This window comes from Actinomadura vinacea (assembly GCF_039532545.1).
GTDB classification, from domain to species: Bacteria; Actinomycetota; Actinomycetes; order Streptosporangiales; family Streptosporangiaceae; genus Spirillospora; species Spirillospora vinacea.
Genome location: NZ_BAAARW010000011.1, coordinates 675,423 through 700,078 on the forward strand (window position 1 = coordinate 675,423; position 24,656 = coordinate 700,078).

The window sequence follows — 24,656 nt, forward strand, 5'->3', positions numbered from 1 at the left end:
CCGCTAGGGCGCCCAGTCGTGCGGGCCCAGGACGAAGCCCGCGGGTGTGGAGTGCAGGTGGTTGGCGGAGACCAGGTGGCTCAGGGCCGCCCAGATCTCCTCTTCCGGCCGCTCGATCAGGCGGGTCAGCGTGCCGATGTCGGCGGCGTCGCCGTCCTTGTCGATCTCCGCGACCGTCTCGTAGACCTGCAGCTCGAAGTCGCTGAGTTCCTGCACGTCACCGCGTTTCTCTTCCATATAGGCGACATGCCCGTTTCGGCGGAGATCAGCCGTGCCGTTTGAGCTGGGACGAGACGTGTACGCTCGATCGGCGGACCGAGCAGGAGGGGCTGATTCCGTGACCTGGTTGCGCTGCGTGGAGCCGCGCCCGTGGGCGTCGCTGCGGCTGATCTGCCTGCCGCACGCGGGCGGGTCCGCGGTCTTCTACCGCACCTGGGCACGGGAGACCGGACCGGCCGTCGAGGTGCACACCGTGCAGTACCCGGGCCGCGCCGACCGGATGTCCGATCCGCTGGTCGCCGACGCGCACCAGCTGGCGCGGCTGATCGCGGCGGCGGTGGCGCCGCTGACGGACCGTCCCGCCGCGCTGTTCGGGCACAGCATGGGCGCGGTGCTGGCGTACGAGGTCGCCCGGCTGCTGCAGGAGCGCGGCACGCCGCCGGTGCACCTGTTCGTCTCCGGCGCCCGCCCGCCGCACGACCGCGGCGACGAGCGGATCTCCGAACGCGACGACGACGGCGTGGTCGCGGCGCTGGGGGAACTGGGCGGCACCGACGCCAAGGTGCTCCAGGACGAGGAACTGCGCGAGCTGGTGCTGCCGTACGTGCGCAACGACTTCGCGCTCATCGAGAATTACGTCCACCGGCCCGAGCCGCGCCTGGACGTGCCGGTGACCGCGCTGCTGGGCGACGCAGACTCGCGCGTCGACCCCGACCACGTGGCCGGGTGGCGCGCGGTGACCGGCGCGGAGCCGTTCAAGGTGGAGGTCCTGCCCGGTGACCACTTCTACCTGGTGCCGCGGCAGTCGGAGGTGATCGCCGAGGTGCTGCGGACACTGGAGGTGCCCGTCGGCCCCTGACTCCGAAGCGCTGGCACGGCTGGTCGGTCTGTCAGGGGCCGACGGAGATCACTCTTCTCTCACCCGGGGATCAGTAGATCTCGACCCCGTAGGCGCTGAGGGCCTCGCCCACCGGCTGGAAGAACGTCGTCCCTCCGGCGGTGCAGTTGCCGCTGCCGCCCGAGGTCAGCCCCAGCGCGGTCGACCCGGCGAACAGCGAGCCGCCGCTGTCGCCCGGCTCGGCGCACACCGTGGTCTCGATCAGGCCGCTGACGGTGCCCTCGGCGTAGTTCACCGTCTGGTCGAGCGCCGTCACCTCGCCCTCGTGGACCTGGGTGGTGCTGCCGCTGCGGGTGACGTTCTGGCCGACCGTCGCCTCGCCCGCGCCGGTGATGTCCTGCGTGCCGCCGTACAGCGACACCGTGCCCCGCGAGTCGGCCGGCGTGCCGGTGTACTTGACGATGCCGTAGTCGTTTCCGGGGAAGCTGCTGCCGTCGGTGTCGCCCAGCTTCTGGGTGTTGGCCTGGTCGGAGAACCAGGCCCCGCCGATCTCGGTGCAGTGGCCCGCGGTCAGGAAGAACGACTCGCCGCCCTTCTTGACGTTGAACCCGAGCGAGCAGCGCCCGCCCCCGGCGTAGATGGCCTCGCCGCCGGCGGTGAAGGTGCGGAACGTGCCCGCGACCTTCTTGGTGCGGACCGCGGCGCCGTGTTCCTGCGCCGCGGCCTGCACCTTCTGCAGCCTGCTCCCGGTGACGGACGAGTCCATGGACAGCACCACCTGGTTGGCGGCGGGGTCCACGGCCCAGGCCGTGCCGGGCACGGTCGCGTCGCGCTTGAGCGCGGCCATGACCTTCTTGAGGTCCGCGTCGCTGCGCTGGACCGTCCGCGGCTGTGCGCCGGCGGCGCGCACGGTCTGCGCGGCGCCGGCGTCGGTCACGGTGACCACCAGCTTGCCGGTGGCCTTGTCGATGTACGCTCCGGCGCTGCGCGCGCCGAGCGTCCCCGCGAGGGAGCGGGCGAGCTTGGCGGTGCTCGCCTGCGGGGAGGGGGTTGGCGGTACCGCTGACCCGGCCGGGGAGCCGGCCACGGCCTGCGCGGACGGGACTGCGACCAGCGCGGTCGCCACCAGTCCCGAGGCCGCGCCGATGACCGCGGTGCCGCGGATGCGGGCATGACGGTGTCTCACTGAGCCTCCAGTGGGGGTTGGGCGCGCCCCTGTTGACGCGCCGGAGGTCACCGCACATGATCGAAGATTCGTATTTATCGGCGAAAGCCGTAAATGTGCCTAAGATTGCGGCATCCGTTGGCAAAATGGGTGGGAGAGATCGCCTGACCGCGCGGGAAAGTGCGATGTCCGCCGCCTGTCAACCCGCCGTACACCGGGATCCGATAGGGGCGTCCGCGGCGACCGTCCCCGGAAGTGTCCGGTTTGACGGACAGTGCCCGCGCCGCCCCGCATGATCACCTATCATCGCCGGATGGCGACGACCACGGCCCTGCGCGCCGACGACCCTCGGGAACTGGGCCCGTACCGGCTCCTGGAGCTGCTGGGCGAGGGCGGGCAGGGTGCGGTCTACCTCGGCGCGGACGACTCCGGACGGAAGGTCGCGGTCAAGGTCCTGCACGCCCGGCTGTCCGACGACGCCAAGGCCCGGCGGCTGTTCCTGCGGGAGAGCTCGCTGGCCCGCGAGGTCGATCCGTACTGCACCGCCCGCATTCTCGACGCCGACGTCGAGGGCGACCGGCCCTACATCGTCAGCGAGTTCATCGAGGGCGAGTCGCTGCACGACCTGGTCCGCCGTACCGGGCCGCGCGATCCGGGCAGCGTGGAACGGCTGGCCATCGGCACCGCGGCCGCGCTCAACGGCATCCACCGCGCCGGGATCGTGCACCGCGACTTCAAGCCGACCAACGTGCTGCTGGCCCCCGACGGCCCCCGGGTGATCGACTTCGGCGTCGCCCGGGCGCTGGCCGCGACCACCACGGTGACCAGCGGAATCCTCGGCACGCCCGCGTACATGTCGCCCGAGCAGGTGGCGGGGGACGAGGTCGGCGCGGCCTCGGACGTGTTCTCCTGGGCGGTCACGCTCACCTTCGCCGCGACGGGCGGGCCGGTGTTCGGCACCGACGGCATCCCGGCCGTCCTGCACCGGATCCTCAATGTCGAGCCCGACCTGTCGGCGCTGCCGGCGCACCGGCGCGACCTGCTGGCCGCGTGCCTCGACAAGGCGCCCGGCCGCCGCCCGACGATGGCGGAGGCCCTCACCGAGCTGCACGGCGGCGCCCCGGCCCCGCGCCCGCCCGCGCGGGCGGCGGCCACCCGCCCGGAGATACCGCTGCCGCCCGCCGCCGCGCGGTTCGGGAACGCCTCCACCGCGCCCATGCCGCCCGGCGCCCGCCGGAACCCCGGGACCCCGCGGGCCAGACGGGACGCCGCCCCCGAGCCGATGTCGGCGGGACTGTTCCTCGCCGCGACCGTCGCGCAGGTCGTGGTCGCCGTCCTGACCGCGCTCATGATGGGGGTATGGCTGGACGTCCCGGAAGCCCAGATCGCCGCCGAGATCCTGTTCCTGGCGCTCGGCGTCACCGGGATCGTGCTGCTGCGCCGCCGGCACCGGGCGGGTGACGGCCGATGAGCTTCCTGGGGTCCGGCATCGTCGTGCTGATCGTGGCCGTGGTGGGCGTGACCGGCTACGTGGCGGCCGCCGACCGCCCCCGCACGGGCCGCGTCCTGGCCCGCCACCCGATCCTCGCGGGCGCGCTCATACCCTCGGTGCTGGCGCTCCCGCTGATCGCACTGCTGATGGTCGCCGACGAGGGGCGGGGCGCGGCGATGGTCGCCATGGTGTACGCCAACGCCATCGTCGCGTTCGCTTTCGTGGTGACGCTCCGGCCGCCGGAGAAGTGAGACGCGCCGCGCGCGAGGCGGGCGCCGGGCAGCCCTTCGACTTCCTGTCCTAGGCATTATTGAAACACGTTCTAGTTCTGGTTACGCTGGCGGCCGGAGGTGAGCGCCGGTGATCATGGAACGCTTCCGGCTGCCCGGCAGGACCGCGATCGTGACCGGGGCGGGCCGCGGCATCGGTGCCGCCTGCGCCGTCGCGCTCGCCCAGGCGGGCGCCGACGTCCTCGTCTCGTCCCGCACCGAGGACCAGCTACGCAAGGTCGCCGCGGAGATCGAGGCGGCCGGGCGGCGGGCACTGGCCGTCCCCGCCGACCTCAGCGACCCCGCCGCCTGCGCGGCGCTCGCCGACCGCGCCGCGGCCGCCTTCGGCCGGCTCGACATCGTCGTCAACAACATGGGCGGCGCCCTGCCGCGCGCGTTCACCGACACCGAACCGCGACACCTCGAGAACGCGTTCCAGTTCAATGTGAGCACCGCGCACGCGCTGACCCGCGCCGCCGTCCCGCACCTGCTGGAGCACGGCGGCTCGGTCGTCAACATCTCCTCGGTCATGGGACGCGTCGCCGGCCGCGGCTACCTCGCCTACGGCAGCGCCAAGGCCGCCCTCGCCCACTACACCCGCCTGGCCGCCCTCGACCTCGCCCCGAAGATCCGGGTCAACGCCATCGCGGTCGGCTCGGTCGCCACCTCCGCGCTCGACATCGTGATGGCCGACGACCGGATGCGCACCGAGATGGAGTCCAACACGCCCCTCGGCCGCATCGGCGACCCCGACGACATAGCAGCCGCCGCGCTCTTCCTCGCCGCCCCGGCCGCCGCCTACGTCACCGGCACGATCCTCCAGGTCGACGGCGGCATCGACACCCCCAACCTCGACCTCGGCCTGCCCGACCTGTAGGAGACCTCGGTGACCTATCGCGTCGTCCAGTGGAGCACGGGCAACGTGGGCCGCAACGCCCTGATCGGCATCGACGCCCACCCCGACCTCGAACTCGCCGGCGTCTGGGTCTCCAACCCCGCCAAGGCCGGCCGGGACGCCGGCGACCTGGCGGGCCTCGACCGCCCCCTGAACGTGACCGCCACCGGCGACGCGGACGCGCTCCTCGCCCTGCGCCCCGACTGCGTCGTCTACACGGCCATGGCCGACGTCCGCGTCATGGAGGCCGTCGACGACCTGTGCCGCATCCTCCGCACCGGCGCCAACGTCGTCTCCAGCAGCCCGGTCTTCCTCCAGTTCCCGGACGGAGTCGTACCCCCGGAGATGTCCGGCCCCGTCCGCGAGGCCGCCGCGGAAGGCGGCGCGTCCCTCTTCGTCAACGGGATCGACCCCGGCTTCGCCAACGACGTCCTGCCCCTCGCCCTCACCGGCATCAGCGAACGCATCGACGAGGTCCGCTGCGCCGAGATCCTGAACTACGCCACCTACGACCAGCGCACCGTGCTGTTCGACATCATGGGCTTCGGCCGCCCCCTGGACGAGATCCCCATGCTCCTCCAGCCCGGCGTCCTCACCATGGCCTGGGGCAGCGTCGTCCGCCAGATCGCCGACGCCCTCGCCGTCGAACTCGACGAGATCGGCGAATGGCACCGCCGCCTGCCCGCCCCGGAGACCTTCGAGGTCGCCTCCGGCACCATCGAGAAGGGCACCGCCGCCGCGCTCCGCTTCGAGCTCCGCGGCCTCCGTGCCGGAAAGCCGGTCATCGTCCTGGAACACGTCACCCGCCTCCGCGACGACCTGGCGCCCACCTGGCCCCAGCCCGCCGGCGCCGGCTGCTACCGCGTAGAGGTGCGCGGCGAACCCGACTACACCCTCGACCTCCAGCTCCTCGGCAGCGACGGCGACCACAACACCGCCGGCCTGAAGGCCACCGCGATGCGCCTGGTCAACGCCGTCCCAGCGGTGGTGCAGGCCCCGCCGGGCCTGCTGACCGCCAAAGACCTCCCCCTGATCCCAGGCCGCGGCCTGCTGTAACCGGCCTTCGCTACCAATCGAACATCTCTAGTCTTTTAGGGGGAATCGGCTACGGGGAGACGGTGGCGTGCGGCGTGATCCCGCCCTTACCTATCAAGGGCTCTTCAAATCCTCGGTCATCATGACCGGCCTCGGCTCGAAAAGCTCGACAAGTTGCTCGGCGGCATCATCCTCGGCAGCGGCGCGGCCGCCGGAGTGGCGGCGCTCAGCGGCGCGAGCGCACTGGCCCCGCTGGCGGGGGTCGCCGCGCTGTGGGGGTGGGTGGACCAGAAGAACGAGGCCACCTCGCTGGTCCGCAAGCTGCTGGACGGCGCGTCCGACCGCTTGCGGGGGACCGGCGGCTACGAGCGGCACCGGCTGTTAGCGGCCGCCCACACGACGATTGTTGCCGCGGCCTACTTCGAGGTACTCGACGAAGAGCTGAAGCGGCAGAGGCTCAAGGCCAAGATCAGAGATGCGGTCCGCAAGGGCGGCTGTCTTGAGGGCGAGGCTTGAAGTCGCCGTTATGTGGCTGCTGGGCCTGACGCGCCGGTACTGGGATGGTTATGCCCCTGGCGGCGGGCTGTGGCGCGCCGACCCGCTCGGCTCGAACGTTTCAACGACGCTCTCTAGAAACGCCGAGGTCAGGGACGCTCTGGATCTGTTGCGTTCGGCGACGAACTGGACGCTGCGATCACAGATGTCATCCAAGCGCACAGGTGGTGAGCGGGGGTCAATCCTTGAGCAGGCCCTCGGTGTGGGCCTTGGCGGCTGCTTGGGTGCGGCTTGTCACGTCCAGTTTCGCCAGGATGTTGGAGACGTGGACGCTCGCCGTCTTCGGGCTGATGAAGAGGGCCGCCGCTATCTCCTTGTTGTTGCGGCCCTCGGCCACCAGTGCGAGCACTTCGCGTTCGCGGGCGGTCAGGCCACCGCCGGTCGTGGACGCGGGTTGCTGGGACGACAGAAGGCGGGCGCGGCTGCCCAGGTCGTTCAATGCCTGGACGAGAGGCGCGGCGCCCAGGGACTCGGCCTCCTTCAGGGCCTTGCGCCATTCGTCCACGGCTTCCTCGCGGGAGCCCTGTTCGGCTAGGGATTCGGCCAGGCGCCAGCGGGAGCGGGCCACCTCGTAGGTGAAGCCGTAGGAGAAGGCTTCGACGGTCTTGCGCCACAGGTCGGGGGAGTTCTCGCCGTGCGCGCGGGCCCGTTCGGCTTCGGCGCGGGCGAGCCAGGCGTGGCCTTCGAGGCCGAGCCAGGCGCGGGGGCGGCCGTCGGGGGTCATGGACGCGGCGGCGCGGGCGCGTTCGAGGAGCACGTCGGCGGTCTCGGCGGCGGTCTCGGCGGCTTCGGGGTCGCCGGCGGCGCGGGCGCGTACGGCGCGGTCGGCCTGGGCCCACAGGGCTGTGGCGGCGATCCTGATGAGGGCGGGTTCGTACGGCGGGTGGGTGGACAGGATGGCCGCGGTGTGGTCGAGGGCCGTGCCGGTGTCGCCCTGCCAGGCGGCGTGTTCGGCGGCCAGGCCGCGTCCGACGTAGGCGATGAAGTCGTCGTCCGCCCAGACGGGTGCGAGCCAGCGGAGGCGTTCGGTGATGTCCTCACCCTGCGCGATCTCGAGGAAGAGGGCGTAGGCGGAGACTTGCGCCTCGGCGGGCCGGACGACCTGGATCGGGAAGCCGGCGGCGATCCGTCCGGCCTCGTCCCAGTCGCCGGCGGTGTAGTGGACGAGGAACTGCAGGCAGCGCAGCGTGGCGCCGTAGGTGCTCCAGTCGAGGCCGTTGGCGAGGGTGAAGCGGACGGCGTCGTCGGCGGCGTTCGTGGCGGCGGCCAGGTCGCCGCGGTCGAAGATCGAGCGGGCGAGATGGAAGGCGGCGCGCAGCCCCACCTGGTAGTTGCCCGCGTCGAAGGCGAGGTCGCGGGCGCGCGTGAACAGGGCGCGGACCCCGGGGTCGGGTTCCCGTGATTCGCGGTAGATGCCCAGGCTGACCAGGCCGCTGGCCTCGGCGTCGGGCGAGCCGGAGGCGCGGGCCGCGGCGACGGCCTCCTCGGCGACGGCGAGCAGAGTCGGGTCCCGCTCCCAGTACAGCATGGTGCGGGCGTAGGTGGCGAGGGCGGAGGCGCGTTCGCGGGTGGGCGGGTCGGCGGGCAGCATGGCGATGGCCTCGAGGGAGACGGCCGTCGACTCCTCGTGCTGGTCGCTGTCGCCGAGGTAGTAGGCGAGGTGTTCGCGCAGCAGCACGCCCATCCGCACATCGGACGGGTCGTGCTCCTCGATGAGGCGGCGCAGCCGGGAGACGGCGCGGCGCGGCTCGCCGGACCGGCCGGACGAGCGGACGGCGGCCAGCTCGATGTGGAGGCGGTCGGTTCCGGCGGCCTGCTCCGGATCGGGGACGGTGTGCCAGAGCGACAGCGCGCGGCCGTAGTGCTCGTGGGCCTCGTCGGGGGCGCCCATGCGTTCGGCTTCGCGGCCGGCCCGGACGGACGCGGCGAACGCGGTGGGCAGGTCGTGGGCGGCGAGGCTGTGGTGGGCGAGTTCGGCGGCGGGCTCGGCCGGGAGGAGGGCGGCGTAGCCGGCGTGCAGCCGGGTCCGTTCGCCGGGGAGCAGGTCGGCGTACACGGCCTCGCGGAGCAGCGCGTGCCGGAAGGTGTACCCCTGGGCGCCGTCGGGGATCAGCAGCCGGTGCGAGACGATCTCGCGCAGCGCCTCGCCGGCGGCGGCCTCGTCGAGCCCGGAGACCCGGCGGACGAGCTCGTCGTCGACGCGGTGGCCGGCGACGGAGGCGGCCCGCACGACGCGGGCGGCGTCCTCGGAGAGCCGTTCGACGCGGGCGAGGAGGAGGTCGGCGAGTCCGGCGGGCAGTTCCTCGCCGTCGCGGGCGGCGGCGTAGAGCTCGGCGGCGTAGAACGGGTTGCCCTCCGAGCGCAGGTGCACCCGGTTGATCTCCTCGGCGGTGGGCGGGGCGCCGTCGGTGTCGATCGCGGCGAGGTAGGCGGCGGTCTCGTTGCGTCCGAACGGGGGCAGTTCGACGGCGGTGACCTCGGGCAGCCGCAGGAGTTCGGCGACGACGGGGCGCAGCGGGTGCCGCCGGTGGAGGTCGTCGGAGCGGTAGGTGCCGATCAGGCAGACCCGTTCGCGTTCCAGGACGCGGCTGAGGAAGGTGAGCAGGTGCCGGGTGGAGCGGTCGGCCCAGTGCAGGTCTTCCAGGACGAGCAGGACGGGCCGGTCGCGGCCCAGCTCGCCGAGCAGGCCGAGGACGGCGCCGAACAGCCGTTGCTGGCCGAGGTCGCCGGCCGGGACGCCGTCGCCGTCGCCGTCGGGCAGCAGCCGGCGCAGCGCGGGGCGGGCGTCGAGGGCGGCGCGCAGCGCGGGGTCGTCGGATCCGCCCCAGAGCGCGTCCGACAGCGGCAGGTAGGGCATGCTCTCGCCGAGTTCGGCGCACTGGCCGACCAGGACGGTGCAGCCGCGGTCGCGGGCGGTGCGGGTGAGCGCCCCGACCAGGTGCGACTTGCCGACTCCGGCGTCGCCGCTGACCAGTACGGCTCCGGCGGTGCCCGCCGCGGCCCGGTCCAGCGCCCCGGTGAGCGCGGTGAGTTCGGTGGTGCGGCCGATCAGCGCGGGGGCTCGTTCGCCTCCTCCCATGCCACGGAGTATCCCATCCCGGGAGCGAGGCGCGGGCATGCGCGGGCCCCCGGACCGGGGTGGGGATCGGGGGGTCCGGGGGCCCGTGCGGCGCGGCGGTTCAGTGGACGAGGGCGGGCTCCGCCTTGTGCGCGGCGACCGTCTCGGGGACGGGCGCCGGTTCGGGCTCGGGCTCGGGCTCGGGGGGCAGGGCCCGGGAGTAGGCGCGGAGGGTCTCGGCGGCTATCCGGTCCCAGGTGAACCGGGAGTGCGCGCGGTCGGCGGCGGCGATGGCGTACCCGTGCAGGGTGGTCTCCTCCGCCAGCAGGTCCCGGATGGCGCGGCCGATGAGCACGGGCCGGTCGGCGGGGACGTGCAGGCCGGTGATGCCGTCCAGCACGCTGTCGGCGTTCCCGCCGCTGCGGGAGGCGACGACCGGGACGCCGCAGGCCATGGCCTCCAGCGGGACCAGCGGCGAGGGCTGGTGCGGGGCCAGGCACAGCGCCAGGCTGGCGGTGCGCAGCAGCCGGGGCAGCGACTTGCGCGGCACCCGGCCCAGGAAGAGCACCCGGTCCGCGACGTGCAGCTCCTTGGCCAGCATCATCAGCCGGTGAACGGCGGCGTCGTTCTCCAGGTCCTCGCGCTCGGGGCCGCCGGCGACGGTGAGTTCGGCGCCGGGGACGTGCAGCAGGGCGCGGATGGCGGTGGCCACGCCGCCGTCTTCCAGGTCCTGGCAGACGGTGACGAGGCGGTGCCGGTCGCCGTGCGGCATGGCGGGGCCGACCTGGGTGAACTGCTCGCCGTCCACGCCGTAGGGCACGATCGTGATCTTCCTGCGGGGGACGCCCATCCGGACGAGTGTGGCGGCCTCGTCGCCGCAGGCGGTGACGACGGTGTCGGCCTCCCGGCCGATGGCCTTCTCCAGCCGTGCGCGGGCGGGGTGCACCTTGCGTCCGGCCTGCCGTTCGGTGGCGCCCAGCCCGTGCGGGCTGGCCACGAAGGGGATGTCCAGTTCGCGGGCGACGGCGCAGGCGGCCAGGCCGCCGATCCAGCCGTGCGCGTGCACCAGGTCGGGACGGCCGGGGCCGGTCCAGCGCTCGCGCAGCCCCTGGGCGAGGTCGCGGACGTGTTTCAGCAGTTCGTCGTCGTTGAGCGGGCGGGCCGGGCCTGCGTCGATCAGCTGCAGGACGGCGCCGGGGCCGAGCCTGGTGCGGGTGCGCGCCGCGGCGTCGTGGCGGCGTGCGTACACGGTGACCCGGTGGCCTTGGGCGGCATCGGAGGCCGGGCGGGCGAGCGCGCGGGCGAGCTCGCGGGTGTGGATGGCCTGGACGTGTTCGCCGTCGAGGTCGGAGGCGGACACCAGGGCGATGCTCAACGAACGATGCATGACGAGAACCTCCGGGTTTAGCACAGGTGAAACCTGGAGGTATCTGCGTCGTAGACACCCGCTCGATCTTTAGTGTTTCCGACGGACCGCCGGTGAAACGTACGACTCTTGAAATAAGGGCGTGACAAGGGGGAACGTGACCGCCGCCATACGGTCGCGGGAGTGCGCCACACCGTCCTTGGAGCGATCAGCCCGGTTCTTGACTTCCTCCCCTCTCTAAAGGAGGGGGAGTCCCGCCCTTGCGGGTGGGGTTTCCTGTTTCACGGCCAGTTGCGGGAGGAGGGTCCCTTGCCGTCTTACACCGGCTCCACAGGCATCACCGGGGATGTGGCCCCTGGCTGCGGCTCGACCAGCCGCAAGGATGTTCTTGGCCGCGTTGTGGTCCCGGTCGTGCCGGGTGCGGCAGCCCGGGCACGTCCACACCCGGATGTTCAGACTCAGCTGTTCGAGCAGGTGCCCGCAGGCCGAGCACGTCTTGGACGAAGGGCACCAGCGGTCGATCACCACCAGGGTGCGTCCGGCCCGCTCGCACTTGTACTCCAACTGTCGGCGGAACTCGCCCCACCCGCAGTCGGAGATGCTCCTGGCCAGGCGCCGGTTGCGGACCATGCCCTTGACGTTGAGGTCTTCGATCGCGATCAGGTCGGCGGAGGCGACCAGGCTGGTGGTGGTCTTGTGCAGGAAGTCCTGCCTGGCGTTGCGGACCTTGCGGTGGGCGCGGGCGACCTTGTTCTTGGCCTTGCGCCGGTTGGCGGAGCCTCTCTGGCAGCGGGCCATCCGGCGCTGGTAGCGGGCCAGGTTGGCGGCCTTTCGGTCCACCACCGACATTCGTCCGTCACTCCGCGCAATCCATCGGTGACCCGACCCGCACACGACCACATCGGACAACCATGAAGAAGGGGCATCACCATGACCAGGCACACGGCGGACTCATCTCAGACGACCGATCGCCTGACGACGATCGCTGTTTCCCCGCCCGGCTCCGCGGGAGACCGGATTCCTCCCTTGCCTGAAGGCCGGGGCATCCTTCGGAAGATCCGGTAAACCGGAGCGTCATGAGCGGGGAAGCGGCGGTCTGGTATGTGGCTTACGGCTCCAATCTCTTCCAGGAACGTTTCTCTTGTTATCTGTCGGGCGGGCGTCCCGAGGGCGGTGCGCGCACCTACACCGGGTGCCGCGACACGAGCCCGGCCAGGGACACGCGGGCGGTCACCTTGCCCGGGGGCATCTTCTTCGCGCTGACCTCCCTCACCTGGGGCGGCGGGATGGCGTTCTATGATCCGGAGCTGCCGGGACGGGCCGCCGCCCGCGCCTATCTCCTCACGCGCCGGCAGTTCTGCGATGTGGTGTCGCAGGAGATGCGCCGCGACGTGGGGGAGGATCCCGACCTTTCGGAGGCGTTGCGGACCGGCCGCCAGACGCTCGGCCCGGGACGGTACGAGACCGTCATCAAGGTCGGGGAGCGCGACGGGCACCCGATGCTGACCTTCACCTCGCCGGACGGCGCCGACCGCGCCGAGCTGAACGCGCCGACCGCCCCGTACCTCACCATGCTCGGCAACGGGCTGCGCGAGGCGCACGGCTGGACGGCCGAGCGCGCCGCCGCGTATCTCGGCGCCCGCCCCGGCGCGGCCCGCGCCTGGTCGGCGGAGCAGATCGCGGCGCTGCTCCGCTGACCCGCGCGAGATCGCCCCTGCCGCCGCGCGCGGCGCTGCTGTACGTTCGGTTCCATGAACATCGGCGACGTGGTCGAGGACTTCGAGCTGCCGGACGAGACGGGACGCCTCCGCACCCTCGGCGGGCTTCTCGAGGACGGCCCGGTCGTCCTCTTCTTCTATCCCGCCGCGCTGACGCCCGGCTGCACCGCCGAGGCCTGCCACTTCCGCGATCTGGCCGCCGAGCTGGCCGAGGCCGGCGCGCACCCGGTCGGGATCAGCGGCGACGAGGTGGCCAAGCAGAAGGAGTTCGCCGACAAGCACGGGTTCGGCTATCCGCTGCTGTCGGACCCCGACGGCACGGTGCGGGCCCGGTTCGGTGTGAAGCGGGGCGTAGCGCTGGCGCCGACGAAGCGGAAGACGTTCGTGATCGACACCGACCGCCGCGTCCTGGAGGTCGTGAAAAGCGAGATCCGGATGAACGTGCACGCCGACCGCGCCCTGGCCGCGCTACGCGCCCGCGCCCCGAAGAGCGACAACACCTAGCCAGGTCTGTCTCGAAGCGCCCTCAAGCACCGCGCGAGCGCGCTACCTGGCCGGTGTGGCGATGCCGGAGGCAAGCCTTACCGGCCAGATCGCGAAGCGATGCCGCGCTCGCACCAAGCACGGTCAGGGGGGCGAGCCGCCAGGCGAGTATCCCTGGGCCGGGATTGCATTAAACACAGGGCACCTCAGGGAGCACGATCGCCGACGGGCGGCCGGGCTCGTGGAAGATCTCCTGGTCGGCGGTGAGCATCCGGGACGCGGTGCCGATCGGCTCGCCCGTGCCGGGGTTGCGCGCCACCCGCGGGTAGGCGCCGCTGCACACCTGCACGCGGATCCGGTGCCCGGCCTGGAACCGGTGGCCGGCCGGCCACAGTTCCAGGGCGACGCGCCGCACGCCCTCGTCGTCGGCTTCGGGCGTGCCGGGGACCAGCCGCCGCATGCCCTCGCACAGGTTGAGGGACTCCTCGTCCGGGCCGACGTCGCACAGCCGCACGACGAAGTCGGTGTGCTCCCGGTCGGACCGGATGAACAGCTCGGCGGTGACCGGGCCGATGATCTCCAGGTCGTCGTCCAGGACGTCGGAGGTGTAGGTCAGGACGTCACGGCGGCGTTCCAGCCGGCGCTGGTCGGTGACCGGGTGGTTGTCGCCGAGCAGCGTCGGCCCGCCCAGGAACGGTGTCGGGTGGTCGGGGTCGTACCGGTAGCGGTCGGGCTCGGACTCCGGCGCCCGGTCGTGGCCGAGCCCGCCGTCCGGCTGGAGGTGCCAGCGCCGCTCCCGCATGCCGGGGACGGGCCAGTCCGGGAACTCGCGCCACTGGTCGGCCCCGGTGACGAACACCCGGACGGGCTCCTCGCGCAGTCCGCTCGGGTCGTCCAGGAGGTGGGCGCGGAACCAGTCCATCGACTCCCGGATCGACCCGCGCATCATCCGCTGGTCGGCGTGGAACCAGGGGCCGATGGTGAGGTACGGGCGGTGGCCGCCCGCACGCAGTGCCGCGTAGTCCTTGAGCTGCCAGGGCAGGAAGATGTCGTACCAGCCGCCGGTCATGTTCACCGGCGCCGCCACCTCCGACACCGTGGGGCTGAAGTCGCGCTTGTCCCAGAACGTGGTGTCGGGCCCGTTGACCAGCAGGTCCTGGAAGAACCGCTGCTGCTCGCCGGTGGCCAGGACGTCCAGTTCGGCCAGCGGGCGGCCCGACAGCGCCGCCCGGCGGGCCCGGCGCGGCGACATGAGCCCGGTGGTGATGCCCGACAGCGGGTGCTTCATCCGGGAGGTGACGTCGACCCAGATCAGCGTGGACTCCAGCGCGAAGGTGCCGCCGACGTTGATGGCGTCCCGGAACTGGGAGGCCGTCACCTGCATCGACAGCGCCTTCAGTTCGGGGCCGGCCTGGTCGGCGACGGCCCACTGCACGTAGCCGAGGTAGCTGGGGCCGTGCATGGCGAACGTGCCGCCGAACCAGGGCTGCTCCTTCAGCCAGGCGATCGTGGCCAGGCCGTCCTCGCTCTCGTCCAGCGGCTCGAACACGCCGCCGGAGCCGAAGCCGCCGCGCACGCTCTGCACCACGGCCTGGAAGCCGTGCGAGGCGAACGCCTGGCCGCACATCAGCCCGAACGGGCCGCGCCTGCCGTAGGGGGAGCGGACCAGCACGGTCGGCGGGCGCTCCACGTCCGCCGGGGCGTAGTGATCGGCGAGCAGGGTGATCCCGTCGGCGGCCGGCACTTCCAGATCGCGCCGCACCGTCACCCGGTGGGGACCGTTCGGAAGCCCGAGCGCCGTGGTCCCCAGGCGGCGCATGAGACTCAGACCTACCACTCGATCAAGCGTAATCGGCGATCCGTGCCGTTCCACGCCCTCAACAGGGAGGCACGCGCCACATTTCGCACGCAGAGTACCGGTGATGTTTCACTCACATCCTGTGACCTGCGCTTGTGTCACTCACAGTGTGGCCTTACCGACAGTGGGCAGGGTCTGTGAGAACGCCCCCGGCGCCGCAGAGTTTCACTACGATCGGGCGAAATCGGGACCAGTAACGCAGAGCGTATTTATGCCGCGTACTGCCGGAAAACGGTGTGGTTGGCCGGAGCAGGCCAACGCCCGGAGGGAGAGATTCACGTCATGCCTGAGTCGCTGGACTGGGGCCGCATCATCGCCGCCGCCGTGGTGCTGGTGGTGGCGCTTGCCGTCGCGATCGTCCTGCGCATCCTGTCGGGACGGTTGAACAAGCGGGCGGTCGACAGCCGCTGGGCCTGGGACGATCTGGCAGCCCGGCTGCTGCACGACCTGGCGGTGCCGCTGGCCCTGCTCGGCGGCGCCTGGATCGCGGCCAACGTCCTGGACCTCAAGCCGGGCACGCTCTCGGGCACCAGCAAGGTGCTGAGCGCTGTGACGATCATCATCGTCTCGCTGGCCTGCGCTCGGATGATCGCCGGCATCGTCAGCTCGATCGCGCTGGCCCGGCAGGGCGTGGCCGCCAACGTGACGATCTTCGCCAACATCACCCGGGTGGTGGTGCTGGGCGTCGGCTTCCTGGTGATGCTGCAGAGCCTGGGGGTGTCGATCACCCCGCTGCTGGGCGCCCTGGGCGTCGGCGGCCTGGCGGTCGCGCTGGCCCTGCAGGACACGCTGGCCAACCTGTTCGCGGGCGTGCACGTGCTGGCGTCCAAGACCATCGAGCCGGGGGACTACATCAAGCTCAGCAGCGGCCAGGAGGGGTACGTCGTCGACATCAACTGGCGCAACACCTCGATCCGCACGCTGTCCGACAACGTCGAGGTGATCCCGAACCAGCGCTTCTCCGACACGATCCTGACCAATTACCACCGTCCCGCGCAGGACATGTCGCTGCTGATCCAGGCGAAGGTGGCCTACGGCAGCGACCTGGACCACGTGGAGAAGGTCGTCGTCGAGATCGGCACCGAGGTGATGACCGAGATCGAGGGCGCGGTGAAGGAGCACGAGACCCTGGTCCGGTTCCACACCTTCGCCGATTCGGCGATCAACTTCACCGTGATCCTTCGGATCAGCGAGTTCGGCGAGCAGTTCCGGATCAAGCACGAGTTCGTCAAGCGGCTGCACCGGCGGTTCCAGCTCGAGGGCATCGAGATCCCGCTGCCGGCCCGCCGGGTCGTGCTGCCCAAGGGGTACAACGGCCAGCCCACCGACCTGGCCGCGCTCGATCACTGACCTGAAGCTCAGGCCGACGGTGCGGCCCGCTCGTCGAACCAGTCGATGAAGCCGGCGTGGCCGACCATCCGGGCGGTGTCGTAGGCGGACGGCTCCCCGGCCGTCGGGTCGGCGCCGGCTTCCAGGAGGGCCCGGACGATCTCGGGCTCCTTCTTGAAGACGGCGCCGGCCAGCGGGCGCTGGCCGCGGTCGTTCTCCCGCTCGGGGTCGGCGCCGCGCGCCGCCAGGGCGCGCACGGTCTCGGCGTGGCCGTTGTAGGCGGCCAGCATCAGCAGGGTGTCGCCCCTGTCGTTGCTGAGGTCGGCGGGGACGCCCGTCTCGACGTAGGCGGCGAGCTGCTCGGTCCGGCCCCGCCTGGCCAGGTCGAACAGCCGGGTGGCGAACTCCTGGAGTTCCGGGGCCGCCGCGGCCGTGAGCCGCAGCTCGCAGCCGTCCGCCGCGCCGTCCGCCGCGCCGTTCGCCCGCGCGGCGTCGGCCAGGCGCCGTCCCAGCGTGTCCCCTCCGTAGTGCAGCCTCTTCTCCAACGCGACCAGCGCGCCGTGCTCGGGGTGGGAGTGCAGCCGGACCTGGTCGGCCAGCGTCTGCATGATCATCATGCCGCGGCCCTGCTCGGCCGCGGGGTCGGGGAGCGCCGGGTGGGTCACCGTGAGGCGTGCCGGGTCAAAGCCCCGGCCGTGGTCGATGACCTTGATGACGCAGTGCTCGTCCATGATCAGCACATGCACCGTGTACGCGTCCCCGGCGCGGGCGTGCTTGATGACGTTGCCGCACGCCTCGGTCAGCATCAGCCGGATGTCGCCGCGGATCGGCTCCTCGACTCCTAGCACGTCCAGGGACGCGTCCAGCATCCGGCGGATCGCCGGGACGCTCGCCGCGTCCCGCGGGAACCGAAGGTCGAGATTGATCTCCACATCGTCTCCGTTAGAACGCTGCCCCCTGTAAGTGGTCGTGCCCTTGAGACGAGCGTCAAACCGCCTGCCTCAGGAGGAAAACGGCGTTTAGATTGCACGCAATTAAGTTGTGCTATCTTGATTTGGGTGGGCCGGGACCGGCCCACCGGTCATCGAGGAGGTCGGCATGGCGAGCACGGCGGCAGAGGGCACGGTGCACTACACGGCGGTGGCCACGGCCAACGGCAGGGACGGGCGCGCGGTCAGCTCGGACGGGCGGCTCGACCTGCCCCTCGCGCCGCCGCGCGAGATGGGCGGCAGCGGCGAGGGCACCAACCCCGAGCAGCTGTTCGCCGCCGGGTACGCGGCCTGCTTCGCCAGCGCGCTGGCCGCCGTCGCCCGCGCCGGCAAGCAGGACGTCAAGGACGTGTCGGTCACCGCCGAGGTCGGCATCGGCGGCGACCTGAAGGCCGGATTCGGGCTCAGCGTGGTGCTGCGGGTCGAACTGCCCGACGAGCTCGCCGGGGAGACCGGGCGCACGCTGGTCGAGCAGGCCCACCAGGTCTGCCCCTACTCCAACGCGACCCGCGGCAACATCCCGGTCGAGCTCGTCGTCGAGTGACCCTGACCGGCCACGACCGGACCGGCCGCTCGCGTCAGTCGACCGGGCGGCCGTCCAGGACGGCGCGGAGGCGTTCGCGCACGGCGTCGTCGGGCTCGCGGTCGATGGCCTCGTTCACCGCGGCCTCGATCCCGTCCGGCCAGGCGTCCAGGCCCCACTCGTGGAGCACCCGGACGGCGAGGTTGCGGTTGCGGACGACGGGGCTCGCCAGACCGGCCAGCACCAGCGGCACGCCCCGGCCGGGCCACTTCCCGAGATCCTGAAGCAGCATGTCGAGGCAGCCGTGCGGCCTGAACCCCGGGCCCAGGCCCATCTCGTCGGCCGGGCCGGTGGCGATCTCGTCCAGCGGCAGCAGTTCCACCGCAAGGGCGAGCACCTCGTCGATGCCGTCCGGCCCGGCCTCGCCCGCGGCGCGGAACCAGGCGGAGGAGTCGAGCGGATCACCGGTGCGCAGCCGGTCCAGGCGCGCCCGCAAAGTCGGGATGCCCAGCGCCCCGCAGACCCTGGAGGCCCTGTGGAACTCCTCCTTGTCCGGCGAGGCCAGCGATCGGCGGGCCAGGTCGGCCCACAGCGGGCGGTCCATGATCTCGGCGCAGCGCGCACCCAGGGGCGGCCATTCCCGCTCCGCGTAGGCGCGCACATCCTCGACGGCCAGGAAATGCCGCAGCTCGCCCGCCCGGGTGGACATGTGGTCGAGGAAAAGCGCGGTCGCGCGCTCGCCGTCGGCGTACGCCGGCATTCCCGCGACCGGGCCGCCCTCCTCGCACAGCGCGCTGAGAATGTCGCCGGCCGCGTTCAGCAGCTCGTCATCGGGCGCGTCGGACAGCGCGTCGGCCAGGCCTCCGGTCTCCGCCGCGATCCCGGCGAGGTAGGAATCCATCACGCCGTTGCGGAACCCCTCGCGCAGGATCCATTCCCGGATCCGCGGATCCGACGTCCCGTCGAGGCGCTCGACGATGTGGACCCGTCCCCACCCGTGCACCTTCCGGCCCAGCTCCCACAGGTCGGACTCGGCGCCGGGCTCGTCGTCGTCCCCGCGGCACTTCAGTGCCACGGCCGCGAACAGCGTGAACTCGTCGTGCCGGCCGAGGACCATCAGCTCGTCGCGGTGGAGCCGGGCGTCGAACAGGCCGAGCAGCGCGATGCCCAGCTTGACCGGCTCGCGGTGCCGCCCCTGCGTCGCCAGCCGGTGGGCGAGCCGGTGGCAGCGCTCCGGATCGACGCCGGACGAGCGTACCCCGGTCAGCACCTTGTCGACGAGGCTGACGACGGTCGTCTTCTGGGCGACCGCGTAAAGGGCCTGGTAGCGCTCCTCCTCGTCCGCGCCGTCGGCGGCGGCCTCGACGAGTGCCGCGGTCAGCCGCTGAACCTCGTCGGGGTCGGCGTCGCCGCCCCAATGGTGGGTCAGCACGCCGTCATGGGCGCCCGGGGCCCACATGCCGTCGGTCTCGGCGTCATCGGGCAGCGTTTCGCCGCCGTTGGAAAGTCCAATGCCTTTCTCCGGGATATGCGCCCGGACGTGTTCGAAGATCGTGGTCATCCGGACACCTTAGAGTGCGCCATTCTCGGCGGCACTCGATTTTCCTCCCGGTGCCCTGCCCGCGCCTTCGGGCGAATCGGGGAGCGCGACGTCACCGTCCCGGGCCGGTCCGCGTGACAGCCGATTGGACAGGGAGGCCAGGGTGCAGATCAGCGAGGCGGCCAGCAGCAGCGCGAACGCCCGCTGGTAACCGGTGACCAGGTCGCCCAGGGAGTCGCGCGAGAGTTCGGCCGCCGCGCCCTGGTACAGCAGGTGGCGGTCGTCCCTGGCGAGCGCGGAGGCGGCCAGCCCCAGGCACAGTGCGGCGCTGAGCACGTTCCCGACGTTCTGCAGCGTCATCCGCAGGCCGTTGGCGATGCCGAGCCGCTCGGCGGGGACGGCCGACAGGATCGCGGCGGTGTTGCCGGTGGCGAACACGCCGCTGCCGATCGACACCAGCGCCAGGCACAGCGCGAGCAGCCAGTACGGGGTGTTCCCCGACAGCAGCGGCAGCGTCACCGCCAGCCCGGTGGAGGTGATCAGGGAACCGGCCACGGCCAGCGTGCGGTCCGGCACCCGGCGGCCCAGGAATCCCCCGATCGGGGCGGCGATCATGCCCGCCAGCGGGCCGGGCAGCACGGCGATGCCCGCCTGCGCGGGCGTCATGCCGCTGACCGCCTGGAGGAACAGCGCCAGCAGCAGCAGCGTCCCGAACCGGGCGAGGGTGTTGAACAGCGCGGCGAGCGAGCCCACCGTGAAGCCGCGGTCGGAGAACAGCGCCAGGTCGATCAGCGGGTGCCGGACGCGGCGCTGCCGGACCGCGAACAGCGGCAGGACCAGCGCGCAGACGGCGATGCCGGCGAACGTCGCCGGGCCTTTCCAGCCGCGCGATCCCGCCTCCGACAGCGCGATCACCAGCGCGCCCAGCCAGCCCGCCAGCAGTACCGCGCCGAGCACGTCGATCGGCTCGCGCACTCCGCGCGGTATCCGGGGGAGCGACCGGAACCCCCAGGCCAGCGCCAGGGCGCCGAGCGGGACGTTGAACCAGAACACCCACTGCCAGCCCGCCGTCTCGGCGAGGTAGCCGCCGATGGACGGCCCCAGCAGCGGCGCGGCGCCCAGCACGCCTATGTAGACCCCCAGGCCCTGGCTGAGCCGGGCCGGGCCGAACGCCCAGGCGATGATCGCCGTCCCGTTGGCCAGCAGGACCGCGCCGCTCACACCCTGCAGTACCCGCATCGCGATCAGGACCTGCACGTTCGGTGCGAAGCCGGCGAGCAGGCCGGCCAGCGTGAACGCGGCGAGTCCGCAGAGGTAGGTGCCGCGCCGGCCGAAGACGTCGGCCATCCGCCCGAACACCACCAGCAGCGCGGTCTGGGCGAGCATGAACGACAGGAGCATCCAACCGGCCGCGGAGGCGCCGGCGTCGAAGTGCCGGACCACCACCGGGAGCGCGATGTTGAGCGTGCTGACGTTGACGACCAGCAGGACGGTGCCGAAGCTCACCGCCGACAGCACCCGCCAGGGGTTCCGGACCGGTGCCCGCGCCTCTCCGTCGCCCGTGCGGGAGCCCGGTCGGGGCGCCTCCGCTTCGCCGCCCCGCCTGCCTCGCCGCACCGGTCGCGCCCCTCCGTACGGGATCACTGCATCAGGAAAATGCCACTTATCCGGCATTATCCACCAGACCCGTACCATCCCCCGGAACTCGGTGCCGTCCAGGGGGGCGACCGCCAGGACGGCCGCCGCGGCTCAGCCGGCCGCGGCGGCCGCCTCGTTGTTGGCCTGGATCACCTTGCGCACCGCCGGCGCGGCCGGGCCCGACCGCGCGGTCAGCTCGGCGATGCGCCGCTTGTGCCGCCGCCGGTCCGCGCGGGGCAGGACGGTCTTCAGCTCGCCCGCCGCCGCCAGCGCGACCGCGGCCGCGTCGTAGCTGTTGACGTGCGCGACCGGACGGCCTCGCAGCGCCGAGGACGCCCCGCCCCACAGCGTCTTGACCACCCGCGGATCCCTCACCGTGACCTGGTGGGAAGGGAACACCCCCAGCACCCGCCGGCGCCGCACCCGGATCCACCCGCCGTCGGCCAGTTCCGCTCGGACGGTCCGCACCATGGCCCGGCTGTCCTTGCGCACCCAGTACTGCCAGGAGCGCGGCCGGGACGAGGAGATCTGCGCGACCAGCCCGTACGGGTCGTCGCCGGGAGTGTCGGCCTTGGGCTTGCGCCGTTCCTCGATGAGCCGCCCGTCCAGGTACAGCTCGGTGAGGGCGGCGGCGCGCAGCACGTAGCCCAGGCGGCTGCCCGACACCGCCATGCGCTTCTTGTTCAGGTCGTAGGCCAGCAGGAACATCCTGGCCGGAAGGGACTCGGGTACATCGACCATGACCTAATCATCGTCCTCGTTCGTGGATTCCCCGCGGTGCGGGGACCGGGAATTCTGGTCCGCCCCGGAGACCGGGTCTCCGGGGAGCTGGTCGCCGGTGTCGTCCCGGGACCGGGACGGCCTGCCTGGCCTGCGCATCCGCCCGGCGGAGCGGGGCATCCGCCCGGCGTCGGAGAGGGCCTGGCGGAGCAGGAACTCGATCTGGGCGTTGGTGCTGCGCAGCTCGTCCCCCGCCCAACGGGCCAGCGCGTCGTGGACGGCGGGGTCGAGCCGCAGCAGGATCTTCTTACGCTCGGAAGCCACTGGTCACTGGTAGAGGGATCCGGTGTTGACCACCGGCTGGGCGTCCCGGTCGGCGCACAGCACCACCAGCAGGTTGCTGACCATGGTGGCCTTGCGCTCCTCGTCCAGGTCGACGACGTTCTGCTCGTCGAGCCGGTCCAGGGCCAGCTGGACCATGCCGACCGCGCCCTCGACGATCCGCTGCCGGGCCGCGACGACCGCGCCGGCCTGCTGGCGGCGCAGCATGGCCTGGGCGATCTCGGGGGCGTAGGCCAGCCGGGTGATCCGCGACTCGATGATCGCCACCCCCGCGGAGGCGACCCGCAGCGCCAGCTCCGCCGACAGCTTGCCGGTGATCTCGTCGGCGTTGTCGCGCAGCGAGAGCCGCTCGTGCGAGTCGTAGGGGAAGCTGCCGGCGATGTGCCGGACCGCGGCCTCGGTCTGGAAGGCCACGAACTCCACGAAGTCGTCGACCGCGAACTCCGCGCGGGCGGTGTCCTCGACCTGCCAGACGACGACGGCGGAGATCTCGATCGGGTTGCCGTCCAGGTCGTTGACCTTGGCCAGGCCGGTCTCGTGGTTGCGGATCCGGGTGGAGATCCGCTTCCGCTCGGTGATCGGGTTGACCCAGCGCAGCCCGTCGGTGCGGACGGTGCCGGTGTAGCGGCCGAGCAGCTGCAGCACCCGGGCCTCGCCGGGCGCGACCGGGGTGAGCCCGATGCTGATCACCAGCCCGGCGATGACCAGCAGCACGCCGACCGCGATGCCGGCGGCCAGGCCGGCGCCCCCGGCGGCGATGCCGCCCAGGATGGCCGCCGCGCCGAGCACGAGCAGCAGCAGGGCCAGCCCGAGCATGGGCCAGCCGCCCCTGTCGCGGGCGGCTCGCTCCTCGACCTCGGGACGCGGCATCTCGGGCACGGCCGCGGCGGCCTGTGCGGGTGACTCCGCGCGGGTCTCTTCGGGGGTCGGTGCCATGGCGGCGGGATCGTTCATCGCATCCTCCTTGTGTATGGCACCAAATTAGCAAAGTGATATCACTTTTTACAAGGGCCGCTCCTGGCCGTGACCGGCGGGGACCCCCTCCCCGGGCAGCCCCGGCTCCACATGCTCGGGGATCACCTTGGGCACCCGGCGCAGCGCGACCAGGGCGAACACCGCCACGCAGGCCGCCAGCCCGGCGCTGCACAGCAGCGCGACGTGCACGCCGTCCACGAACGCCTCACCGGCCCTCGCGACGACCTGCCGCCCCAGTTGCGTCGGCAGCGCGGCGGCGGCTTCGGCCGCACCGCTCAACGAGTCGCGCGCTGCGTGGCCGACCTCTGGGGGCAGCCCTGGGGGCAGCTCGATGCTGTTGCGGTAGACCGCGTTCAGGATGCTGCCCAGCACCGCCATGCCCAGCGAGCCGCCCAGCTCCATGCCGGTCTCGGAGATCGCGGACGCCGCGCCGGACCGCTCCCGCGGCACCGTCGCCAGCACCGTGTCGGCGGTGACGGTCATCACCATGCCGATGCCCAGGCCCGACATCGCCATCGGCCCCACCAGCGACAGGTAGCCGCTGTCCGTTCCGACCTGCGAGAGAAGCGCGAACGCCACCGCGCCCAGGGCCAGCCCGGCGGCCACCACGCGGGCCCGGCCCAGCGCGCCGATCAGCGGCGGGGCCAGTGCCGCGCCGCCGACCATCGCGCCCAGCGCGCCGGGCAGCCCGGCCAGCCCGGACTCCAGCGGCGACCAGCCCAGCACCAGCTGGAAGTACAGCGAGAAGATCAGCGACTGGGCGACCAGCGCGAACATCGCGAACATGTTGGTGGCCACCGAGCCGGAGAACGCGATCCGGCCGAACAGCCGCACATCGATCAGGGGGTCGTCCAGGCGGACCTGCCGCAGCACGAACGCCGCCAGCGCCAGCAGCCCGCCCAGCGCCGCGGCCGGTACCGCGGCGCTCGCGCCCTCGCCGGCCGCGACCTCCTTGATCGCGTACACCACGCCGAGCACGCCGGCGATCGACAGCGGGACGCTGAGCAGGTCCAGCCGGCCGGGGTTCGGCATCCGGGTCTCGGGCAGCACCGCCGACCCGGCGACCAGCACCGCCGCCATGATCGGCACGTTGATGAGGAACACCGAGCCCCACCAGAAGTGGTCCAGCAGCGCGCCGCCGACCACCGGTCCCAGCCCGACCGCCAGGCCGCCGATCCCGGCGAACATCCCGACCGCCATCGTCCGCTCCTTGGGGTCGGTGAAGACCCGGCGGATCAGCGACAGCGCCGACGGCATCAGGGTCGCGCCGGCCAGGCCCAGCAGGAACCGCGCCGCGATGAGCATCTCGGCGCTGCTCGCGTAGGCGGTCAGCGCCGACGTCGCGCCGAACAGCGCGGTGCCGATCAGCAGCAGCCGCTTGTGCCCGATCCGGTCGCCGACCCCGCCCATCGTGATCAGCAGCCCGGCGAGGGCGAAACCGTAGGCGTCCGCGATCCACAGGATCTGGGTGGCCGACGGCCGCAGGTCGGCGGTCAGGTGCGGGATGGCCTGGTTCAGCGCGGTCAGGTCGATATTGGGCACCAGGATCAGCAGCAGGCAGATCCCGAACGTGCCCCATTTCCGCGACGCGGAGTAAACGGCCGGCGGACCGGCCGGGGGAGTGAGGGTGTTCATGCCGCCACTGTCGG

22 protein-coding genes and 1 pseudogene are annotated in these 24,656 nt (G+C 72.3%); 10 read left to right on the forward strand and 13 right to left on the reverse strand.

All coding sequences use genetic code 11. The annotated features are described in order from the left end of the window. Nucleotides 1–3 precede the first annotated feature (3 nt). Nucleotides 4–237 (reverse strand): hypothetical protein, encoded by a 234-nt coding sequence (locus ABD340_RS14760; RefSeq protein ID WP_344589500.1) that lies wholly within the window; start codon nt 235–237, stop codon nt 4–6. 100 nt (nt 238–337) lie between these two features. On the opposite strand from ABD340_RS14760, the gene ABD340_RS14765 reads away from it, so the two are divergent. Further along, a complete protein-coding gene (locus ABD340_RS14765; RefSeq protein ID WP_344589501.1) occupies nt 338–1,078 on the forward strand; it encodes a thioesterase II family protein in 741 nt (246 codons plus the stop codon). Between the two features lie 70 nt (nt 1,079–1,148). On the opposite strand, the gene ABD340_RS14770 is transcribed toward ABD340_RS14765, so the two are convergent. Then, nucleotides 1,149–2,243: a S1 family peptidase gene (locus ABD340_RS14770; protein WP_344589502.1), complete on the reverse strand. Its 1,095-nt coding sequence runs from the start codon at nt 2,241–2,243 to the stop codon at nt 1,149–1,151. A gap of 292 nt (nt 2,244–2,535) precedes the next feature. Between ABD340_RS14770 and ABD340_RS14775 the strand changes: the two genes are divergently transcribed. From ABD340_RS14775 to ABD340_RS14795, 5 genes and pseudogenes are all read left to right on the forward strand, one after another. Beyond that, nucleotides 2,536–3,693 (forward strand): serine/threonine-protein kinase, encoded by a 1,158-nt coding sequence (locus tag ABD340_RS14775; protein WP_344589503.1) that lies wholly within the window; start codon nt 2,536–2,538, stop codon nt 3,691–3,693. After that, nucleotides 3,690–3,965 carry a hypothetical protein gene (locus tag ABD340_RS14780; RefSeq protein ID WP_344589504.1) on the forward strand — a complete coding sequence of 92 codons (276 nt, stop codon included), beginning with the start codon at nt 3,690–3,692 and terminating at the stop codon, nt 3,963–3,965. Before ABD340_RS14775 ends, ABD340_RS14780 begins: the two co-directional genes overlap by 4 nt. A gap of 115 nt (nt 3,966–4,080) precedes the next feature. Further along, nucleotides 4,081–4,860 carry an SDR family oxidoreductase gene (locus ABD340_RS14785; RefSeq protein WP_344589623.1) on the forward strand — a complete coding sequence of 260 codons (780 nt, stop codon included), beginning with the start codon at nt 4,081–4,083 and terminating at the stop codon, nt 4,858–4,860. A 9-nt stretch (nt 4,861–4,869) separates the two neighbouring features. Continuing rightward, nucleotides 4,870–5,934 carry an NAD(P)H-dependent amine dehydrogenase family protein gene (locus ABD340_RS14790; RefSeq protein ID WP_344589505.1) on the forward strand — a complete coding sequence of 355 codons (1,065 nt, stop codon included), beginning with the start codon at nt 4,870–4,872 and terminating at the stop codon, nt 5,932–5,934. A 105-nt stretch (nt 5,935–6,039) separates the two neighbouring features. Continuing rightward, nucleotides 6,040–6,429 (forward strand): annotated as a pseudogene (locus ABD340_RS14795) (NACHT N-terminal helical domain 7-containing protein); the annotation flags it as partial. A gap of 217 nt (nt 6,430–6,646) precedes the next feature. Here ABD340_RS14795 and ABD340_RS14800 read toward each other — a convergent pair. From ABD340_RS14800 to ABD340_RS14810, 3 genes are all read right to left on the reverse strand, one after another. After that, complete coding sequence (locus ABD340_RS14800; RefSeq protein WP_344589507.1) at nt 6,647–9,547, reverse strand: helix-turn-helix transcriptional regulator; 2,901 nt, start codon at nt 9,545–9,547, stop codon at nt 6,647–6,649. Nucleotides 9,548–9,647: 100 nt separating this feature from the next. Beyond that, nucleotides 9,648–10,913 carry a glycosyltransferase gene (locus tag ABD340_RS14805; protein WP_344589508.1) on the reverse strand — a complete coding sequence of 422 codons (1,266 nt, stop codon included), beginning with the start codon at nt 10,911–10,913 and terminating at the stop codon, nt 9,648–9,650. 216 nt (nt 10,914–11,129) lie between these two features. Beyond that, entirely contained in the window at nt 11,130–11,735 is a 606-nt protein-coding gene (locus ABD340_RS14810) for an RNA-guided endonuclease TnpB family protein (RefSeq protein WP_344589509.1), read from the reverse strand. A gap of 233 nt (nt 11,736–11,968) precedes the next feature. On the opposite strand from ABD340_RS14810, the gene ABD340_RS14815 reads away from it, so the two are divergent. Next, complete coding sequence (locus tag ABD340_RS14815; protein ID WP_344589510.1) at nt 11,969–12,589, forward strand: histone deacetylase; 621 nt, start codon at nt 11,969–11,971, stop codon at nt 12,587–12,589. Between the two features lie 54 nt (nt 12,590–12,643). Then, the gene (locus ABD340_RS14820) at nt 12,644–13,114 is read left to right on the forward strand and encodes a peroxiredoxin (protein ID WP_344589511.1); all 471 of its coding nucleotides are present in this window, start codon (nt 12,644–12,646) and stop codon (nt 13,112–13,114) included. Nucleotides 13,115–13,283: 169 nt separating this feature from the next. On the opposite strand, the gene ABD340_RS14825 is transcribed toward ABD340_RS14820, so the two are convergent. Then, entirely contained in the window at nt 13,284–14,930 is a 1,647-nt protein-coding gene (locus ABD340_RS14825; protein ID WP_344589512.1) for a CocE/NonD family hydrolase, read from the reverse strand. Nucleotides 14,931–15,233: 303 nt separating this feature from the next. Between ABD340_RS14825 and ABD340_RS14830 the strand changes: the two genes are divergently transcribed. Continuing rightward, nucleotides 15,234–16,301, forward strand: a complete 1,068-nt coding sequence (locus ABD340_RS14830; RefSeq protein ID WP_344589513.1) for a mechanosensitive ion channel family protein — start codon at nt 15,234–15,236, stop codon at nt 16,299–16,301. 8 nt (nt 16,302–16,309) lie between these two features. Here the strand turns inward: ABD340_RS14830 and ABD340_RS47955 are convergent, their stop codons facing one another. Beyond that, the gene (locus tag ABD340_RS47955; RefSeq protein WP_425547353.1) at nt 16,310–17,212 is read right to left on the reverse strand and encodes an ATP-binding protein; all 903 of its coding nucleotides are present in this window, start codon (nt 17,210–17,212) and stop codon (nt 16,310–16,312) included. 166 nt (nt 17,213–17,378) lie between these two features. On the opposite strand from ABD340_RS47955, the gene ABD340_RS14845 reads away from it, so the two are divergent. Further along, nucleotides 17,379–17,813, forward strand: a complete 435-nt coding sequence (locus ABD340_RS14845) for an Ohr family peroxiredoxin (RefSeq protein ID WP_344589514.1) — start codon at nt 17,379–17,381, stop codon at nt 17,811–17,813. Nucleotides 17,814–17,847: 34 nt separating this feature from the next. Here the strand turns inward: ABD340_RS14845 and ABD340_RS14850 are convergent, their stop codons facing one another. The 6 genes from ABD340_RS14850 to ABD340_RS14875 all read right to left on the reverse strand — a co-directional run bounded on the left by ABD340_RS14850 (nt 17,848) and on the right by ABD340_RS14875 (nt 24,642). Beyond that, a complete protein-coding gene (locus ABD340_RS14850; RefSeq protein WP_344589515.1) occupies nt 17,848–19,353 on the reverse strand; it encodes a hypothetical protein in 1,506 nt (501 codons plus the stop codon). A 9-nt stretch (nt 19,354–19,362) separates the two neighbouring features. After that, nucleotides 19,363–20,949 (reverse strand): DHA2 family efflux MFS transporter permease subunit, encoded by a 1,587-nt coding sequence (locus ABD340_RS14855; RefSeq protein ID WP_344589516.1) that lies wholly within the window; start codon nt 20,947–20,949, stop codon nt 19,363–19,365. 132 nt (nt 20,950–21,081) lie between these two features. Beyond that, entirely contained in the window at nt 21,082–21,711 is a 630-nt protein-coding gene (locus ABD340_RS14860) for a GOLPH3/VPS74 family protein (RefSeq protein WP_344589517.1), read from the reverse strand. 3 nt (nt 21,712–21,714) lie between these two features. Continuing rightward, nucleotides 21,715–22,014, reverse strand: a complete 300-nt coding sequence (locus ABD340_RS14865) for a type II toxin-antitoxin system antitoxin (RefSeq protein ID WP_344589518.1) — start codon at nt 22,012–22,014, stop codon at nt 21,715–21,717. Between the two features lie 3 nt (nt 22,015–22,017). After that, complete coding sequence (locus ABD340_RS14870; RefSeq protein WP_344589625.1) at nt 22,018–22,902, reverse strand: SPFH domain-containing protein; 885 nt, start codon at nt 22,900–22,902, stop codon at nt 22,018–22,020. Between the two features lie 132 nt (nt 22,903–23,034). Then, the gene (locus ABD340_RS14875) at nt 23,035–24,642 is read right to left on the reverse strand and encodes an MFS transporter (RefSeq protein WP_344589519.1); all 1,608 of its coding nucleotides are present in this window, start codon (nt 24,640–24,642) and stop codon (nt 23,035–23,037) included. Nucleotides 24,643–24,656 lie beyond the last annotated feature (14 nt).